We start from the raw sequence: 19,542 nt of genomic DNA, 5'->3' as shown, positions 1-19,542 counted from the left end.
TTACTTTAATAATGTTATTTATTAATGGCAAGTTTAGTTTTGTTATCCCATTTGTTAACACTAACAATTTTTGAATCTATAAAGTCCACTTCGTTTAGAGAATTGCCTTCCCAGAAAAACCATTTTCCAACTTTTTTTCCGTTAGCATAATTACCTAATGCAACTTTATTCCCTTCAGCATCAAAGCTTACCCATTCGCCATGTAATTTTCCATTTGCGTTAAAGGTTCCTTTTTGCTCTATTTCGCCATTATTATGGTAATAAGTAACCTCGGTTACATCACCTTTCTTTTCTAGTTTTGGCTGTTTTTTATCTTGAGCGTATGTAAAACCTACACATAGCATCACTAATACTATTATTATCTTTTTCATGTCACTTTTGGGCTATAATTAATAAAATGTTACTCAAATATAATCTATTTTTTACAATAAATCAACGTTTACGTAACATTAAATTAACATTGTAATTGTATTTATTTGATTTTCAATATATTAACACCTCACATTTAATGCAGTCACTTTTCTTAATGATTACATAATATTCGCTTTACAATGGAGTCATTTTAAGTCTTCATATTTGTATTGTTGTTGTTTACAACACTTTAGTATTTCATAAAATTTATTAGTTTTTGTCGACTAAATAATTATGAATTCTAATGAGGCTGCTTTTAATTTAAGCAGCCTTTTTTATTAAAAAAAATGTGATTAAGTTAATAATTAGGAAACATTCACTTAACATTAAAGTTGGTTATTTGCAGCGACAAAAACTAATAATGACTAATGAAATTAAAAATTACTCTAGGAGCAATTTTTTTGTTTGCTCTAAACGTTACCTCTGCTCAGGAAATAAGTGATACTTCCTTTGGAAATGGCTTAATTAATTTTGTTGCCAAAGACAGTTCCTTCAGTATAAAATTTGCACCACGTTTTCAAGTAAGATCTAACTCATCTTGGAATCATGATGGTAATCAATACGGAAGTCCCGAACATAATTTTATAGTACGTCGTGCACGATTAAAATTTGATGGTTTTGCTTACAGTCCAAAGCTTAAGTACAAATTAGAGTTAGGACTATCTAACAGAGATCTTGCTGGAGCTAATGACTTTAACAGAAACACACCACGTTATATCCTAGATGCTGTTGTTATGTGGAACTTTTCTGGTAATTGGGAGTTATGGGCAGGACAAACAAAACTACCTGGTAATGTAGAACGTGTGGTATCTTCTGGAAATCTTCAACTTATAAACCGCTCCTTATTAAATAGTCGTTTCAATATTGACCGCGATTTAGGCGTTCAATTGCGTCATAAAACAAACTTAGGACGCAATTTTTTAATGCGTGAAAAATTTGCAATTTCTCAAGGAGAAGGCAGAAATGTTAGTGAAGGAAATGAAGGTGGTTTACAATATACAGCGCGCTTAGAATTTTTACCATTTGGTACTTTTAAATCTAAAGGAGACTACAGCCAATCTGATTTAAAACGCGAAGAAAAGCCAAAATTAATGGTAGGTTTTACATATAACTACAACCAAGATGCTGTAAGAGAACGAGGTTTTGCTGGTGATTATATGATAAGAACTGATGGTACAATCTACGAAACCGACCAAACTACAATTTTTGCTGATGCCATGTTTAAGTACAACGGGTTTTCATTTATGGGAGAATATGCAAAACGTACCGCAGATGAGGCAATTGCTACTGAGGCAGATGGTACTACTCCAACTGGTGATATTGTTTTAACCGGAAATGCTTTAAACTTACAAGCTGGTTATTTATTTAAAAGTAATTATGAAATAGCTGCGAGATATACAACTGTAGATTACAAAAATGAGACTGGTGAATTACCAGTGCAACAATATACACTTGGAGTAAACAAATTTGTTGTTGGTCATAAATTAAAGGTACAGTCTGATATTAGTTACACTACCTTAGATGGCAATGAAAACAATATTAGATTTAGACTTGGATTTGACATTCATTTTTAATCAAAAAAATAACATTTAGGTAACCTAACACTTAAATTCTATAAAGATATTTGCAAACTTATTTGAATTAAAAAAATATGGAAAATATATACTTATATATGATAATTGCCCTCGCCATTTTAGCCATTGCTGATTTGGTTGTAGGTGTAAGTAATGATGCTGTAAACTTCTTAAATTCGGCTATCGGTTCTAAAGCCATTTCATTTAGAACTATCATGATTGTCGCCAGTCTTGGTGTTGCTGTTGGTGCCGTGTTCTCTAGCGGAATGATGGAAGTTGCACGTAAGGGAATCTTTAATCCTGGTGAATTTATGTTCAACGAGATTATGATCATTTTTATGGCTGTTATGATTACAGACATTCTTTTACTGGACTTTTTCAACTCTGTTGGAATGCCAACGTCTACAACAGTATCCATTGTATTTGAATTATTAGGTGCTGCTGTTGCAATAGCATTGATAAAAATTTACGCTAATGGTGGTGGGTTTGGAGATGTAATAAATTACATCAATACATCCAAAGCTTCGCAAATTATATTTGGTATACTGCTCTCGGTCGTCGTCGCGTTCTCAGTAGGAGCGTTGATTCAATGGGTAACGAGACTGCTATTGTCTTATGATTTTCAAAAGAAAGCTGTTTGGGTTGGTGCCTTATTTGGTGGTCTTGCTTTAACTGCAATTACTTATTTTATCTTTATGAAAGGTTTAAAAGGCACTTCTTATGCTTCAGAATCTTTTGATATACTTGGCGGAGTAACTATGAAAGACTTTTTAGAAAACAACGTACTTTCTATTGTATTGGCAAGTTCTGTTTTCTGGTCATTATTGTCTTTTGCTGTGATTACTATTTTCAAAACAAATATTTACAAGCTTATAATCATCGTTGGAACTTTTGCTTTAGCATTAGCTTTTGCAGGTAATGATTTGGTAAACTTCATTGGTGTTCCTGTAGCGGCATATAATGCATTTACAGAATGGACAGCTTCAGGATTAGCTGCTGAAAGTTTCCCAATGAATGTTTTGGCTGAAAAAGTACCAACAAATAACTGGTTATTGTTTGCTGCAGGAATGATAATGGTATTAACCTTATGGTTTTCAACCAAGGCTAAAAATGTGGTAAAAACGTCTTTAGATCTTTCTAGCCAAGGTGCAACACAAGAACGTTTCCAACCTAACTTTTTATCTCGTGGGTTTGTGAGATTTGCAATGGCTATGTCTCAGTTTTCTTCTTATATGCTACCAGAATCATGGCAAGCAAAAATTGAGAAACAATTTGAAAAGCCTTATGTAACGCTTACAAAAGCTGAAGAAAAGGAACAACCAGCTTTTGATATGGTTCGTGCAGCTGTAAATTTAATGGTTGCAGCAGTTTTAATCTCAATTGCAACGTCATATAAGTTACCATTATCTACAACCTATGTTACCTTTATGGTAGCCATGGGTACATCTTTAGCCGATAGAGCTTGGGGAGCAGAAAGTGCAGTATACAGAGTTGCTGGTGTATTAAATGTTATTGGAGGTTGGTTCTTTACAGCATTTAGTGCTTTTTCAGCTGCTGCGTTGGTTGCCTATTTACTGAACCTTAATTTAGAGGTTATGTTCCCTATTTTATTGCTTGCTGCTTTTGGCTTGCTAATAAGAAGTTCTATAGTACATAACAGAAAATCTAAAGAAGTAAAATCTGAAGATAGCTTAAAAGCAACTGGAAGTCGTTCTGTACAAGGTGTAATTATTGAAAGTGCAGATAATATTTCTAATGTTGTAAAGCGTGGAAATAAAATCTATACCAATGCAATTAAAGGATTGGCAAAACAAGATTTAACCTTACTTAAAAAGAATAAAAAACAAATTGATAAACTATCAACTGAGGTAGATGAATTAAGAGACAATATTTTCTATTTCATTAAAAACTTAGATGAAACAAGTTTAAGAGCTAGTAGTTTTTATATAAATATCCTAGGCTACTTAGAAGATATGACGCAATCGCTTGAGTACATTTCTAAGGTAAGTCATAAACACATTAACAACAATCATAAAAAGCTTAAGTTTAGTCAAATTAAGGAGCTTAAAGAGGTTGATGATGCTCTAGAAGCACTTTTAAATGATACTAAGACGGCATTTGACTCACATTCTTTTGAGCAAATTGGCTCTATATTAACCCGTAAAAAAGAAGTTCTAGATTTAGTAACTGATAAAATCGTAAGGCAAGTAGCACGTACACGAACTGAAGAGTCGAGTCCAAAGAATACAACGCTTTACTTTGGATTGTTATTGGAAACAAAAGACTTGCTTAATGCTACTATGAATTTATTACAAGAATATTATGATTCTTTTGATAGTTCAATTGAGCCAGCAACAATTAACGTTGTGGACGAAGTCATCGAAGACAACGGAGCTTCTGAACAAGAGTAACAGATTACCTTACTTATAATTTGTGAAAAACCATCATTAATTAATGATGGTTTTTTTTATTCTATAATGGTTAACTAAAGAGAAATTTAAAAACAATGTTCTTTTATCCGTTTGCGCTTTTCTATTATTCATCTCAAAACACTATTGCAACTTCCTTAAATTCAGTATTCTTCATAAAATTTTAAACTGTTCAACGTCCAAAAGGAACGTTTCGTCGTATATAAAACTGAAAACTAATTTAACACAAAAACCATAATATGAAGAAAATTTCAATTCTTTTAGTAACAACAATTTTATTAAGCGCATGTGTTTCAAAAAAGAAATACTTGGCCTTAGAGCAAGAAAATGGTGAAATTAAAAGTGAACTAACCAAAACTCAAGTTGAAAAGGAAGATTTAGAAAATAAATTTGCAAAAATTCAAGCTAGAGTTGATGATTACAATGCAAAAATCAATTCTTTAAATGAAGATGTAGAAGGTCTAAAAATTGAAAATGACATTAAACTAGATGTTAATGCAGACGGCACGGTTATTTCTAACAAGAGCAGACAAAAAATGTTAGCAACATTAGAAAACGTTGATCCTGCAAAATTAGCTGAAGCCAAAACTTTAAAAGATTCAATGAATTTAGCGGTTCAATACAATCTTGCAAAAACTATGGATACTTCAGACTTTAACGAAGATGAAGACATTGCTGTAAATATTAACGAAACTGTAGTAATGATCTCTATTTCGGACAAGATGTTATTCAACTCAGGAAGTTACAGAATTAGCAGTAAAGCCAACAACATACTTCAAAAGCTTGCAGATGTCATTAACTCTGAAGAAAGTATTGATGTGATGGTTGAAGGTCATACAGATTCAAGACCTATCAATACTGAGAAGATTGCAGACAACTGGGATTTGAGTGTATTGAGAGCTACATCTGTGGTTAGAAAACTACAGAACAAATACAATGTAGATCCTGCAAAATTAATTGCATCTGGTCGTAGTAGTTACCAACCTTTGGTTGAAAACAACTCTAGTGAAAACCGTTCTAAAAATAGAAGAACACGAATTATATTAATGCCAAACATTGATAAATTCTTTGCTTTAATGGAGGCAAAATAAATCTAATATTTTTTTAAGGTGATAATAAAGCATCCTCCCGTATAGTTCGGCATTGGATGCTTTTTTTTATTTTTAAACTTATCTTAACTTCAGTTACACTACTTTTAAGCATACTAAATTAATTGCAAATAATTTGCAGAGAAATTTTATTTTATGAAATCCTTCCTTTTTTCAATTGTTTTGTGCGCTTCGTTAGCTTCATTTGGTCAAAATTTGACTGCTGCAAAAATCTTAGAAAAAAGTATTAATTATCACGATCCAAATGGCAATTGGAATACTATAAAAGCTGGATTTACTGTAGAGATGACTACACCAAACGCTTCAAAACGCACTAGCCAAATCCGCATAGATTTGGTTAAAGAATTCTTTAGTGTAAAAGCCACTAGAGATACTGTTACAACTATTTATTCTGTAAACAAAGGAATTTGCGGAATGTCATATAACGGCAAGGATTTGGATAGCATAACAGCCAAAGAAAAAAACATGTCTTGTGATAGAGCTACGCTTTATAAAAATTATTACACTTACCTCTACGGTTTGCCTATGAAGCTTAAAGATCCAGGCACAAACCTTAGTGAGAACGCTGAAAAGAAAACATTTAAAGGAAAAGACTACTTGGTACTAAAGGTCACTTATGATGAAGCTGTAGGCAGCGATGTTTGGTATTTCTATTTTAACCCAAAAACATATGCTATGGAAGTTTATCAGTTTTTTAAAACGGATGAAAACGGCAATGAAAAACCAGATTCAGGCGAATATATTTTACTCACTGATGAAGCTGTTGTAAACGGTATTAAAATGCCTAAAGTAAGAGCCTGGTATTATAATAAGGATGATGGCTATTTAGGGACTGATACTTTAGTGGATAAATAATACATTATCACTTTGTCATGCTGAATTTATTTCAGCATCTTCAATATAATAGCTTAGATTCTGAAACAAGTTCAGAATGACAAAAAATTAAAAAGCACCTCATTTCTGAGGTGCTTTTTAACATTATAATTTGAGGTTCTTTTCTAAAGGAATTTATTACCCTTCACAACTAGTACATTCCTTCTTCTGCTTAAATTTCTGTGCTGCATTCATACTGTGTTGGTAGTACAATGACTTTACACCTAATTGCCACGCTGTAACATAAAGCTTATTAATGTCCTTTACTGGCATATCTGGATGTACCATAATATTTAAGGACTGTCCTTGGTCTATATGATTCTGTCTGTTTGCCGCCTGATAAATAATGGTCATTTGGTCAATTTCAGAATAGGTTTTAAAGACATCTTTTTCATGATCTGTTAATCCTTCTAAATGCTGAACAGAACCATCATAATCACGTATGCTTTTCCAAACTTCATTAGTATCCATTCCCTTTTCTTTTAAAAGTGCTTTTAAGAAAGGATTCTTAATTGTAGTCTTTATTTTGGCAATATCCTTAACATAGCTATTAGACCATATTGGCTCAATACCTTGTGATACCTGTCCTAAGATAAAGGCAGATGATGTTGTTGGTGCCACAGCATTTAATGTGGTATTACGTCTACCGTAACCTTTTAATACTTCTGGCTCACCAAATAATGTTGCCAATTCTTCTGAAGCTTTAACCGATTTTTCTCTAATAGTCTTAAAGATTTCACTGTTAAGATTAAATGCTTCTTGACTATCAAAAGGCAACATCTTTGATTGCAATAATGAGTGCCAACCTAAAGCTCCCATTCCTAAAGCTCTATTTTCCTTAGCAAAGTTATAAGCTTTCTCCATAAACAAAAATGTTTGTTTATCATCACGATCTGGAGAATCTCTATACACTTCAAGTTTAGTTACAAACTCTTCTAAAACTGCATCTAAGAAATAAATCATAGTCTCAACAGCATCTGTATCTTTCCACTTATCGTAGTGCAATAGGTTTATAGAAGATAATACACATACAAAAGACCATCTGTCGTTTGTTGGCAACATAATCTCTGAACACAAGTTACTTGCGTAGATTTCATGATTCTTTTCCTTATAAACTTCTGGAGCTGCATTGTTAGCATTATCTTTAAAGAAAATATATGGATACCCTATTTCGCCTCTTCGTTGTAATACTTTTGCCCAAATAGCTCTCTTTTCAGTATCACCATCGATCATTTCTTGCATCCATTGATTACCAACAGTAACACCATGTGTTAACTCTTGTATTGGATTACCTTCTGTACCGATTTCTAAAAACTCGTTTATATCATTATGTTCAATTGGTAGGTATGGGGAAAAACGACCTCTTCTTACAGAGCCTTGACTTACTACGTCAACCATTTTTTCAAATAATTGCATAATATGTACTGCTCCTGAAGATTCGCCATTGTTTTTTACTGGTGCACCTCTATGACGAAGCTTACCAAAATAGCCTGAAGTACCACCTCCTAGCTTAGACATCATTCCAACTTCTGATTGTGTGTAGAGAATATCTCCCATGTCATCAGAAATGTGCGAACCAAAACAACTAATTGGTAAACCGCGTTTTTTACCAAAGTTAGACCACACTGGTGATGCCAAAGAGTAATAACCTTCTGCCATGTAGCCATAGAATTTATCCGCAAAGCCATCGATTTTTAAAATTTCTTCGGCTCTATTGGCAATTTCTCTAATTCTTGCTTCTGGAGTTGTACCTTCTGTAAGGTAACCAGATGATAAAAATTTGCGACTATGGTCTGTTAACCATTTTATCTCTGGCTCAGATTTAGCCTCTTTAATGGCTTCTTTTCTGGCTTTAATTAATTCATCGTGAGGTGAAGTTTTAGTAGTTTGAGGGTCTGCTACTTTGTTTTCAAGGTCTAAGTTAGTTTTGTCGTTCATGGTTAAAATAAGTCGTCGCTAGTTATACTTTTAGTTCTTTTACTATAGTTGATTGAGCGTTTCACAAAGAAATCGCCGTGTTTGGTACCAATAATTTCATCATCAAACCATTCAGTCTGTGCTATTAGGCTTTCATCAATATCGAACACTTTTTCTATGCCGATACTTTCTAATGAATTATTGAATCTGTTTTTTATAAATTCGTTGATTACGTTTTTAGGAAGGAAATCCAACTCACCTGCCTCAAAAATCCAATCGATGATTCTGCTTTCTGAAGCAAAAGCTTCTTCGCACATAACCTTTACTATGGTATTGTGCTCTTCACCAAACCAAGTTGGGTTTTCGCTTTTAATGATTCTAATAATATCAATACCAAAATCACCATGGATTTGTTCTTCTTTAGAGGTTGCTTCAACAACATTAGAAATACCTTTTAGCATATTCTTGTGCTTATTGAAAGCCATGATGATTAAAAATTGTGAAAACAAAGACACGTGTTCTATAAAGAGTGAGAACAATAAAATAGATTCTGCATACTCTTTGTTATCCTCGCTTTTTGCATTTTTTAGAGCTGTCTCTAAATAATGTACACGTCTCATTATTACTGGATTTTTCTTTAATCTTTTAAACTCATTGTTAAGACCTAAAATCTCTAACAAGTGAGAATAAGCATCATGATGACGTACTTCACTTTCAGCAAATGTTGCTCCCACAGACCCTATTTCTGGTTTTGGCATTTTATGGTAAATGTCTCCCCAAAATGTTTTTACCGCAACTTCAATTTGCGAAATGGCAAGCATTGTATTTTTAATAGCATTCTGCTCAACAATAGTAAGCTTTGTTTTAAAATCTTGAATATCACTAGTAAAATTGAATTCTGAATGTATCCAATACGAGTGCCTAATTGCATCTACATATTCATTTAGTTCTGGATACTCATAAGGCTTTAAATTTATTCGCTTTTCAAAAATGTTTGTCTTTCTGTTTCTGGCTTGCTCGTCTCTGTACAAAATGTATGCTTTAGCAACATCCAAAAACTGACTATCCATTAATTTAACCTCAACAAGGTCTTGTACCTCTTCTACAGTTGGCACATATCTATAATCTTTACTTTTTCTGTCTAATAATTCTTTTAAAACATTTACAGAAATTGTGTTTGCATCTTCTTTGGTACCATTACCAACAGACATCATTGCTTTTTCAACAGCATTAGAGATTTTATTTAAAACAAACGGACTTGTTTCGTAATCTCTTTTAATTATTTCCGTGATCTCTAGTTGCTTGGTATCCATAGTTAATTTTAATTTTAGACGCTAGACAGTTAGTAGAATGGTTTGTAATCATTCCTGATTTCTGTAGCAAACACTGTAAAATTTGTTATTATTTTTTCCTTTATTAGGAATAAATGGGCGTGAATTTTAAAAACTAAATTTGAGGTAAATTTAACTTCAGCACTCAAATAATATATTTTTATTTTGCCCTGAACAAAGATTGACAATTGTCGTTAAAATTAAAAGACAAAATAACAAACGTTGTCAACAAGTTTTTAACAAACCAAGGTATCACCCATAAAACCTAATGGTTTACAAAGTTTTATTTTAACTAATTGACAATCAGTAATTTATATGTATTCTGATATTAATAGAAATGTAGGATTTATCGTATAAAAACAAAGGCTAGTAGGCGTGTTTATTGATAATTTTATAAATTAATTTTAGAAAAACTTTAACAAAAAAAGAGCGTTAAAAAAAACGCTCTTTTCCTCCCTAATAACTAACTAAAGTAATGAAAAAGCAACCCTTAATTGCTTTTATAAAATCAACACTTAAAAATAAAAGTCAGGAATTATAGTAAACCCTGACTTTAACTGATTAATAGCGTTCAACCTTTTAAGAACAAACCCCCAATTCGCTCTTAAAACTTGGTCAGTTTTGTTTCACAAATATCATTTTTTAAATAGTTACTTTATTATCTAAATGTATGATTGGTAAAAAAAAGTGTATAACTGGATAATAGAAATTGGCCGTATTATTTTTTAGCATATTATACATAAAACCATACATGATATACATAAAAGAGCAATAAAAGATCATATATGTATATATTTGATAGTGTATATTTTTAGTTATGTTAAAAGCAGTAATTGTAGATGATGAGCCAAAGGCTATCCAGAGTTTAATTTGGGAATTAAGCAACTTTAGTGACGAGATTGAAGTTTCGCAATCTTTTTCAAAGCCCGAAGAAGCTTTGAAATACCTAGAGTCCAACACTCCAGATTGTTTGTTCCTGGATGTACAGATGCCAACTATTGGCGGTTTTCAGTTTTTAGAACAGCTAGAGCAAATTAATTTTGCTGTTGTTATCACTACAGCTTACGATGAATATGCCATAAAAGCACTAAAGCACGAAGCTATTGATTATCTTTTAAAACCTATAGACTCTGACGATTTAAGAGAAACCATAAATAAGATTAAAAAGCACAATGACCGCTTTCTTAATGCTACTAAGTTAGAGAACATGCTGACTAATTTTAATTCAAAATTCAATAAAAAACGAATTACAATCAACACAGATGGCAAACTCTTATTTTTAGATGTCGATGATATTATTTATGTAGAATCCGACGGTAATTACAGTACGCTCTTTCTTCAAGATCAGAAAAAAGTAGTGGTTACTAAAAAACTAAAAGAAGTAGATGCCATTTTACCTGAACATTATTTTTTTAGAATACACAACTCCTACATTATTAACCTTAATAAGATAAAAGCCTTTATAAAAAATGAAGGTTATGTTATTATGGACAGTAACCACAAAATTCCTGTGGCAAGACAACGCAAAAGTGATTTTCTTGAAAAATTATGATCTTAAAACACTGTAATTTGAACAACGGTACTCCATACAAACTCTTTAGTTTTTTAATAGCATTATGTTGCTATGTTTGGATAGGAAATGCTCAAGACCTAAATTTTGAAACAGCCTTAGATCTTATTACCAAAACAAAGCCCAAAACCTATACCAGTATCGATTCTTTACTGGAGCCGTTTGAAAAAGATAGCTTAAAGATGATGCGCGTAATGGAAGCTTCTAAATCAAAGGGGTACAATGAAGGCACAAGTTATGCACTCAATGCACTTGGCGTTATTAATAGAAACATTTCTAATTACGATAAATCCATAGCGCTACATAAAGAAGGAAAGTCTTTTGCCGATAAGGCTAACAGTGACGAACTTAGAATCATTAGCCTCAATATGATTGGTGTTGCCTATAGACGTATGGACGTTATAAAACCTGCTCTAGAGTTCCATACTGAAGCGCTTAAAATTGCTTATTCTGTTAAAAACCCATCACCAACTGTTACCTATAATATTGCTGTTTCCCAAAATAGTATAGGCAATATATATCTTGCACTCCAGCAATATGAACTGGCATTGATTCAGTTTAAAAAATCACTTGCCATCGAAGAAAAGATAGACAATAAATTAGGCTTAGCGATTAATTATCATAACATCGGTTATGCCGAAGAGGCCAAGGGCAATTTGGATATTGCACTAGTCAATTATGAAAAGTCCCTATACTACAACGAAACCATTAATTCGGACGTAGGTCGTATGATTTGCTTCAATAGTATTGGTGGTATCTATCTTAAAAAAAAGAACTACAGCAAAGCAGAACCTATTATAAGAGACGCCTTAAAAAAAGCGTTAACCCTAAAGGACCAATTCTATATTGCATCATCCTATATTAATCTTGGTCAGCTTGAAACTGCACTTAAACAATCATCCGAAGCAGAGAAGAATTTGAAAAAAGGACTTGAGGTAGCAAAAGCATATAATCTTAAATCCTCTATTGCAACCTCTAGTAAATTACTTTCAGAAATCAACCAAGACAAAGGAAACTATAAAGTTGCATTGGATTACTACCAAAATGCGGTTGAGATAGAAAACACAATTCTTACAGAGAAAAACCTTCAGTATGTAAATGATATTGTATTACTCTATGAAAACGAAAATAAGAATAATCAAATAAAAGCTTTAGCCTCCGAAAAAGAAGCAATGCGCCGACGATTAGAACGAAACAAAAGTATTTTTTGGTATTCAATGTTAGCACTGTTACTTATGGGTACAGCATTGTTTATCATTAATAGAAACAGGACTTTAAAGCAAGACAAGCAGATTTTAACCTTAGAGCAAGATATGCTGAGAAGTCAAATGAACCCTCATTTTATTTTTAATTCCTTAAATTCTATAAAGCTATACATTATCAATAATGAAAAAGAAAATGCGGTCTATTACCTTAATAAGTTTTCAAAATTAATTAGGAAGATTTTAATCGCTTCAAAAGAAAAAGAAACAACATTACAAGACGAACTCGAAACTATGCAGCTCTATATGAATATAGAAAACATCCGTTTTGATAATGAAATAGATTTTAATATTAATGTAGATGAATCTATAAACACCGAAGTCACAAAAGTACCATCTTTAGTATTGCAGCCATTTTTAGAAAATGCATTGTGGCATGGCTTGTCTTCTAAACCTAATGATAAAAGAATAGATTTGAATGTTTTTAAAAATTCATCAAAATTTATTACAGTTGAAATTATAGATAATGGCATTGGTAGAATAGCTTCAAAAAAGATAAAAGACAACAAAAAACTAAAACGAAAATCAGTTGGTATTGATATAACCAAAGCACGTTTAGCTAACTTTTCAAAAGCTTTTGAAAACTCTTACACTTTAGATATTGATGATCTCTATGAAAGCGACACTCCTACTGGCACTAGGGTAACACTCAATATTCCTGTATAGGAAATTATTTATTAAAGTTTTTTTCGGCAACTTTCTCTAATTCGGCATACCAATCTTCTCCAAACTTTCTTATTAAGGCTTCCTTTACAAATTTATAAACTGGCACTTGCAACTCTTTGCCCAAACTACAAGCATCGTCACAGATTTCCCATCGTTCATAATTTACTCCGGAAAACTCTGAGTATTCTCTAACACGGATTGGGTATAGGTGACACGACACAGGTTTTTTCCAACTAATCTCTCCTTGATTGTAGGCTTCTTCAATAGCGCAGAGTGCTGTGTTATTATCATCGAAGATCACATAAGCACATTCCGCTCCATTTATTAAAGGAGTTTCTAACTCACCATAAGCTGTTTTTACAGAAGCTCCTTGAGCCTCAATGACCTCAATGCCTTCTTTTCTTAGAAATGGCTTCACTTTTGGATAGATATCTTCAAGTATTTGCACCTCATCAAAACTCAATGGAGCACCAGCATCTCCATCTACACAACATGCTCCTTTGCAAGCTGATAAATTACAGACAAAATCCTTTTCAATTATGTCCTCTGAAACGATTGTTTTACCTAGTTGAAACATGCGTCAAAAATAACTAAAGTTTACGGTTATTTAATGTTGAAAATCTGCAATAAAGTCGCACCTTTGCAAAAAATTTGAAAAACTCGAGTCATGCAACTAGATTTTAAACAAATATTTACAGCATTTATGGTACTTTTTGCAGTAATAGACATTATTGGCAATATACCTATTATCATAGATTTACGAAAAAAAGTTGGTCATATTCAAAGTGAAAAAGCCTCTATCATTGCTGGTGTTATTATGATTATTTTCTTATTCGTAGGAAAGAGTTTACTAAACCTTATTGGCATTGATGTAAATTCATTTGCTGTAGCAGGTGCTTTTGTCATCTTTTTTATTGCTTTAGAAATGGTTTTAGGTATAACGCTATATAAAGATGAAGAGCATAACGCCTTGACTGCTTCGGTTTTTCCGTTAGCTTTTCCTTTAATGGCTGGCCCAGGAAGTTTAACCACCTTATTGTCACTTCGTGCAGAATTTGAAATTGAAAACATTATTGTTGCCGTGATATGCAATGTTATTTTCATATATATTGTCTTAAAAACCTCGGCAAAAATCGAAAGAATACTAGGCACAAATGGTATTAAGATTATAAGAAAAGTTTTTGGTGTAATTTTGTTAGCAATTGCAGTTAAATTATTTGCCCATAACATTAAAGAGTTATTGGCTTAAAAACTTAGACAGATGAAAATATTCACATTGATTTTAACCATTATTGCCATAGGACTTATTATTTTCAACGCTACAAAGTTAAATTTTGAAGCCCTTTTTGAGGGAGAAAGCCATACAGCGATTTTGACCATTATTGCTGCGTTGTGTGCAATTGTTTTACTTCAAATCCTTAGAATATCTAAGAAAATTGAAACGCTTAGTAAAAAAAGAAAATGATTTTTGATGTTTTAATTATTGGTGGTGGTGCTTCAGGTTTATCCTGCGCATTGGTTCTTGGTTCGGCTAAAGATAAAGCTTTTGCTAAGGATAAGACCATTGGTATTGTAGCACACCAAAAGACATCGCATCTGCAAAATGCACTTTTTAATAATGTGCTTGGTCTGCAACCTGGTACTTTAGGCAAGGATATTTTAGAAAGTGGCAAGCAACAACTCAGAGAACTATACCCACACGTTACATTAATCGAAAATGAAAAAGTTAGTGCTATTAGCAAACATTCTGGTGTATTTTCAATAACGACAAACAACACTACATACCAATCTAAAATAGTTGTGGTTGCTGTGGGTTACACAAATTTAATGACCATAAACGGGTTAGAATCTTATATTGAACCTCATCCAAGGGCAGCAAAAGAAAAAGACAGGATTTGGTTAAAAAATACAGATCATTTAATTGAAGAAAATCTATACGTTGCTGGTACTTTAGCAGGTTGGAGAAGTCAGTTTTCAACAGCTTCTGGCAGTGGAGCTCAAGTTGCTACTGACATCTTAACGCTTTGGAATGATGGCAATCACACCAAAGTACATGATAAAACTATTGTTTAAAATTAGGGTATTCTGTGCTTAGAAGAATAATTTCCTGAACCATAATATCTTCTTTGTTTACAATTTCTTCAAACGCATTGTCATCAAATAGTTGACGCGCTAAAGTTGCTTTTATGAGTCTTCTTATTTCATTATTATAAGCCACAAAAGTAATATTGGTACCTTCAAGTCGGTTTACATAATCTTGAAAACGGACTACAATATCATCGCTAACTTCAAAATTATTAATAAAATCATATTTGGCAATGTCTTTATACGCCTCTCTATCCTTATCCAACTCTTCAAACACAAAATAACCGAAATGGCCTCTTCGTCTTAAATAATTGATTGTTTCATTATCATAAGAACGATCAATTGGCACAAACACATCCGGAATAATACCTCCTCCTCCATATACAATTTTCCCTTTTGGCGTTGTAAATTTTAAAGAATCATCTACTTTAATGTTTTCTTCATCTACCAACTCACCTGTTCTTAAGCGCTTATAGTAATCGTTGTAATAAGAATTGTTATCACCATTAGTATATGGTCTTTGTATAGATCTTCCTGTTGGAGTATAATAACGCGATACCGTTAAACGTACTGCACTTCCATCACCCAAAGCCATTTCGCGCTGTACTAAACCTTTACCATAAGAGCGCCTTCCAACAATAATCCCTTTATCATTATCCTGTAATGCGCCAGCAATAACTTCGCTTGCAGATGCAGAATTTTCGTTGATAAGAATATATATCTCACCATTTTCAAAATCTCCTCTACCTGTTGCAAAAGTTTTTTCTTCTCTTCCTTTTTTATCTCTTGTAAAAAGAATGAGTTTATCATCTTCTAAAAATTCATCAGCTATTTGCTCTGCAACTCCCAAAAACCCTCCAGGATTATCCCGTAAATCTAATGCCAATTTTGTAGCACCTAATTCTTGTAATTCATCTAAAGCTGCTTTAAACTCTTTAAAACTAGATTCAGCAAAACGATTCATTTTTATATAACCTAACTCATCAGTAAGCATATAGGATGCCACGACACTCTTAATTGGAATATCTTCGCGTCTTAGTTTAAATTCTAAAAGTTTGTCTTCCCCTTTTCGGTAAACGGTAAGTTTAACTTTACTGTTTTTATCTCCTTTAAGTTTTTTGGATATGAAATCATTTGTAATATTCCTACCGTAAATTGTATCACCATCTGCCAATAAAATTCTATCACCACTCATAATTCCGGCACGTTCACTAGGCCCTCCTTCTGTTGGTTTTACAACGGCAATGGTATCTTTATAAGGGTAGTAGTTAATCCCAATTCCAACAAAATCACCTTTCATGTTTTCGGTAATTCGCTGTAAATCTTCCTTTGGAATATATGTGGAATGTGGATCTAAATTATCTAAAATACCATTTACAGTAACATCTACTATACTGTCTGTATCAACGTCATCTACATATTCATAATCTATATAATCTATTAACCTGTTTAGCTTGTCCTTTTTACTATTGGTTGTAAATAAATTATCTGATGTATCGGTGAAATTTAACTTTCCTCCAATAGCAACACCTGCAGCAATTGCAATTCCTATAATTAGTGGTATGTATTTATTTTTTGTTGCCATACTATTTCCCATTAAAATGGGAATCTTCATTTAAATCTTCAATATGTTCCAATTCTATACCAGCTTTTGTTAAAAACTGTAAACCAGAATCGTCCTTGTAACCTTTTTGATATACAACACGAATTATGCCAGCTTGATGAATCAACTTACTACATTCTTTGCATGGAGACAATGTAATGTACAATGTTGCACCTTTACAAGACTGTGTGGACGCTGCTACTTTTAAAATAGCATTAGCTTCTGCATGCAGTACGTACCATTTGGTATAACCTTCTTCATCTTCGCAATAATTTTCAAAACCTGTTGGTGTACCGTTATAGCCATCAGAAATAATCATTCGGTCTTTAACAATAAGTGCACCTACCTGCTTGCGTTTGCAATGCGATAGCTTTCCCCATTCTTGCGCAATACGCAAATAAGCTTTGTCGTAACGTAACTGTTTTTTCTTTGGCATTAATAAGTTTTGTAATATAAGAGCACAATGTAAGTAACGAATATAAAAGGATAGTATTTTATAACCAATTTACTTGCCGTTAAAATTTTACCAAACTTATGGTCTTATTTTAACAAATCACTACCAATAATCATAGGAATAACCAACCCAATTACTATAGCAGAAAGCACCATAACCCAATCGCGACGCGAAAACCTGAAGATAGTTTGAAATAAAAAACCAAGAAATAAAATCATGAAAACCACAATAATTTGAGCTATTTCAATACCTATAGCAAACTCTATAAGAAACGCTACAGATCCTTCGTCGTCAAGCATCTTTGCTTCTCTTGCAAAACCTAATCCATGGATAAGTCCAAAAAATAAAGTGACAAAAAATAGTAAACCTATCTTATTACCTCTGTCTTTTTTTCCTGCCGTAAACACATTATAAATGGCAGCAATTAAAATTGTAATTGGTATTAAAAATTCCACCAATTTACTATTAACACTCACGATATCATAAGCGCCTAGAAATAACGAAATCGTATGTCCAATTGTAAAAAGTGTAACCAGGAGCAGAACGCGTTTCCAATCTTTAAACACATAAGGAACAGCAAGTACCATTAAAAACAGAACGTGGTCATAGCCATTAATATCTAATATATGGTCAATACCTATTTTAACATTAAACCAAAAATTGTCTAGCATATTTAATTTATTTGGGATAAGCCAAAGTTACGATTAAAAAGGAAAATGTTATAGTTAAAATAAAGTGAATAAAATTTGTGTATTCTTATTTTCTTTCGGAATATTGTGTCACGCAAAGTTCAATTAACTTATTGAGATGTTATCAAGAAAGGTGGAGGGATTAGACCCATTGAAACCTTAGCAACCCTTAAACTTATTAAGAAGGTGCTAAATTCTACTTAATTTTCGATTCATTTATCGAATAATTTAGATAGATAACCCAACGTAATTACTCATCTGTAATTCAATTTCTTTTTAACATTTTTATATAGACAAGTCAAGAAACGACTGTTTGGGCTTTTGATTTTTATCAATTGAAGTAAGCACTTTAAAAATGGATTCAAAACATACTGAAACACAAGCTATACGGACTCAAATTGAGCGCACTCAATTTTTAGAACATTCTAACCCTTTATATTTAACCTCGAGTTATGTTTTTGAGGATGCTGAAGATATGCGCGCCTCATTTGCAGATGAAAAAGAACGTAATATTTACAGTCGCTATTCAAACCCAAATACTTCGGAGTTTGTAGAAAAAATTTGTTTAATGGAAGGTGCAGAACGCGGTTATGCCTTTGCTTCTGGCATGTCTGCTGTGTTTTCGACTTTTGCAGCTTTATTAGATTCAGGCGATCATATTGTTTCATGCCGAAGTATTTTTGGCTCAACCCAGACCATGTTCAATAATATATTGCCTAAGTGGAACATTTCAACAAGCTATTTTAAGATAGATGAATTAGACAAGATCGAAGAATTAATTCAACCCAACACCAAGGTGATTTATGCTGAAAGTCCAACGAATCCAGCAGTTGATATTTTAGATTTAAAGCGACTCGGTGACATCGCAAAAAAATACAATCTTTTGTTTATAGTCGATAATTGTTTCGCAACACCATATTTGCAACAACCCATAAAATTCGGAGCGGATTTGGTGATTCACTCAGCCACAAAATTAATTGATGGTCAAGGACGTGTTTTGGGAGGTGTTACTGTGGGAAGCGAGGATTTAATCCAAAAAATCTATTTATTTTCTAGAAATACTGGTCCCGCACTCTCACCATTTAATGCTTGGGTTTTATCTAAAAGTTTAGAAACTTTACCTGTAAGAGTTGATAGACATTGTGATAATGCCTTAAAAATAGCTGAGTTTTTAGAAGCTCACGATAAAGTGAATTTTGTAAAATATCCATTTTTAAAATCGCATCCGCAATACGAATTGGCTAAACAACAAATGAAATTAGGAGGAAGTATCGTAGCTTTTGAAGTCAAAGGAGGCATCGAAGCAGGTCGGAAATTTCTAAATTCTATAAAGTTTTTATCTCTATCAGCAAACTTGGGAGATACACGTACCATAGTGACACATCCAGCATCGACAACACACGCTAAAATACCAGAAGATGTACGTTTAGAAACAGGAATTACAGCAGGATTAATTAGAGTTTCTGTTGGATTGGAACATCCTGAAGATATTATTAACGATTTAAAACAAGCATTGGAAAACTAACGTCAGTTCGAGTGATTTTATGACACCGGAATAAAATTGTATCG

At 32.8% G+C, this 19,542-nt stretch carries 17 protein-coding genes and 1 riboswitch; of the genes, 10 read left to right on the top strand and 7 right to left on the bottom strand.

All coding sequences use genetic code 11. The features are described from left to right. Window positions 1–14: 14 nt before the first annotated feature. Window positions 15–371, bottom strand: coding sequence for a toxin-antitoxin system YwqK family antitoxin (locus tag ACFFGA_RS04120; RefSeq protein WP_386060048.1), 357 nt, complete (start codon window positions 369–371; stop codon window positions 15–17). A 408-nt stretch (window positions 372–779) separates the two neighbouring features. On the opposite strand from ACFFGA_RS04120, the gene ACFFGA_RS04115 reads away from it, so the two are divergent. The 4 genes from ACFFGA_RS04115 (at window position 780) to ACFFGA_RS04100 (ending at window position 6,378) form a co-directional block, all read left to right on the top strand. Further along, entirely contained in the window at window positions 780–1,985 is a 1,206-nt protein-coding gene (locus ACFFGA_RS04115; RefSeq protein ID WP_386060045.1) for a porin, read from the top strand. 77 nt (window positions 1,986–2,062) lie between these two features. After that, a complete protein-coding gene (locus tag ACFFGA_RS04110) occupies window positions 2,063–4,396 on the top strand; it encodes an inorganic phosphate transporter (RefSeq protein ID WP_386060042.1) in 2,334 nt (777 codons plus the stop codon). Between the two features lie 257 nt (window positions 4,397–4,653). Next, a complete protein-coding gene (locus ACFFGA_RS04105) occupies window positions 4,654–5,505 on the top strand; it encodes an OmpA/MotB family protein (protein WP_386060039.1) in 852 nt (283 codons plus the stop codon). 153 nt (window positions 5,506–5,658) lie between these two features. Then, window positions 5,659–6,378: a DUF6503 family protein gene (locus ACFFGA_RS04100; protein WP_386060036.1), complete on the top strand. Its 720-nt coding sequence runs from the start codon at window positions 5,659–5,661 to the stop codon at window positions 6,376–6,378. Between the two features lie 156 nt (window positions 6,379–6,534). Here ACFFGA_RS04100 and ACFFGA_RS04095 read toward each other — a convergent pair whose 3' ends face one another. Continuing rightward, a complete protein-coding gene (locus ACFFGA_RS04095) occupies window positions 6,535–8,334 on the bottom strand; it encodes a ribonucleoside-diphosphate reductase subunit alpha (protein ID WP_386060033.1) in 1,800 nt (599 codons plus the stop codon). 2 nt (window positions 8,335–8,336) lie between these two features. Next, complete coding sequence (locus tag ACFFGA_RS04090; protein WP_386060030.1) at window positions 8,337–9,626, bottom strand: ribonucleotide-diphosphate reductase subunit beta; 1,290 nt, start codon at window positions 9,624–9,626, stop codon at window positions 8,337–8,339. Between the two features lie 835 nt (window positions 9,627–10,461). Between ACFFGA_RS04090 and ACFFGA_RS04085 the strand changes: the two genes are divergently transcribed. Further along, window positions 10,462–11,196 (top strand): LytR/AlgR family response regulator transcription factor, encoded by a 735-nt coding sequence (locus ACFFGA_RS04085; protein ID WP_386060027.1) that lies wholly within the window; start codon window positions 10,462–10,464, stop codon window positions 11,194–11,196. Between the two features lie 17 nt (window positions 11,197–11,213). Continuing rightward, window positions 11,214–13,142, top strand: coding sequence for a tetratricopeptide repeat-containing sensor histidine kinase (locus ACFFGA_RS04080; RefSeq protein WP_386060024.1), 1,929 nt, complete (start codon window positions 11,214–11,216; stop codon window positions 13,140–13,142). 4 nt (window positions 13,143–13,146) lie between these two features. Here ACFFGA_RS04080 and ACFFGA_RS04075 read toward each other — a convergent pair whose 3' ends face one another. Beyond that, window positions 13,147–13,719 (bottom strand): DUF3109 family protein, encoded by a 573-nt coding sequence (locus tag ACFFGA_RS04075; protein ID WP_386060021.1) that lies wholly within the window; start codon window positions 13,717–13,719, stop codon window positions 13,147–13,149. 90 nt (window positions 13,720–13,809) lie between these two features. Between ACFFGA_RS04075 and ACFFGA_RS04070 the strand changes: the two genes are divergently transcribed. The 3 genes from ACFFGA_RS04070 to ACFFGA_RS04060 are packed head-to-tail and all read left to right on the top strand — an operon-like array spanning window position 13,810 to window position 15,215. Then, window positions 13,810–14,391, top strand: coding sequence for a MarC family protein (locus tag ACFFGA_RS04070; RefSeq protein ID WP_386060019.1), 582 nt, complete (start codon window positions 13,810–13,812; stop codon window positions 14,389–14,391). Between the two features lie 12 nt (window positions 14,392–14,403). After that, the gene (locus ACFFGA_RS04065; RefSeq protein ID WP_386060016.1) at window positions 14,404–14,607 is read left to right on the top strand and encodes a hypothetical protein; all 204 of its coding nucleotides are present in this window, start codon (window positions 14,404–14,406) and stop codon (window positions 14,605–14,607) included. Continuing rightward, window positions 14,607–15,215, top strand: a complete 609-nt coding sequence (locus tag ACFFGA_RS04060; protein ID WP_386060633.1) for an FAD-dependent oxidoreductase — start codon at window positions 14,607–14,609, stop codon at window positions 15,213–15,215. The genes ACFFGA_RS04065 and ACFFGA_RS04060 overlap by 1 nt, the downstream gene beginning before the upstream one ends. Here ACFFGA_RS04060 and ACFFGA_RS04055 read toward each other — a convergent pair. From ACFFGA_RS04055 to ACFFGA_RS04045, 3 genes are all read right to left on the bottom strand, one after another. Continuing rightward, window positions 15,205–16,812 carry a S41 family peptidase gene (locus tag ACFFGA_RS04055; protein WP_386060631.1) on the bottom strand — a complete coding sequence of 536 codons (1,608 nt, stop codon included), beginning with the start codon at window positions 16,810–16,812 and terminating at the stop codon, window positions 15,205–15,207. The two genes, ACFFGA_RS04060 and ACFFGA_RS04055, sit on opposite strands and share 11 nt — an antisense overlap. A 1-nt stretch (window position 16,813) precedes the next feature. After that, window positions 16,814–17,266: a deoxycytidylate deaminase gene (locus ACFFGA_RS04050; RefSeq protein WP_386060014.1), complete on the bottom strand. Its 453-nt coding sequence runs from the start codon at window positions 17,264–17,266 to the stop codon at window positions 16,814–16,816. 104 nt (window positions 17,267–17,370) lie between these two features. Further along, complete coding sequence (locus ACFFGA_RS04045) at window positions 17,371–17,955, bottom strand: HupE/UreJ family protein (RefSeq protein ID WP_386060011.1); 585 nt, start codon at window positions 17,953–17,955, stop codon at window positions 17,371–17,373. A 136-nt stretch (window positions 17,956–18,091) separates the two neighbouring features. Next, window positions 18,092–18,216: riboswitch (SAM riboswitch) on the top strand. A 112-nt stretch (window positions 18,217–18,328) separates the two neighbouring features. On the opposite strand from ACFFGA_RS04045, the gene ACFFGA_RS04040 reads away from it, so the two are divergent. Beyond that, window positions 18,329–19,498, top strand: coding sequence for a trans-sulfuration enzyme family protein (locus ACFFGA_RS04040; RefSeq protein ID WP_386060009.1), 1,170 nt, complete (start codon window positions 18,329–18,331; stop codon window positions 19,496–19,498). Window positions 19,499–19,542 lie beyond the last annotated feature (44 nt).

Origin of the sequence: Winogradskyella pulchriflava, from assembly GCF_042434315.1 — a bacterium.
Taxonomy (GTDB): domain Bacteria; phylum Bacteroidota; class Bacteroidia; order Flavobacteriales; family Flavobacteriaceae; genus Winogradskyella; species Winogradskyella pulchriflava.
The sequence above is the reverse complement of the archived record's forward strand: the minus strand, read 5'-3'. Positions and strand labels throughout refer to the sequence as shown.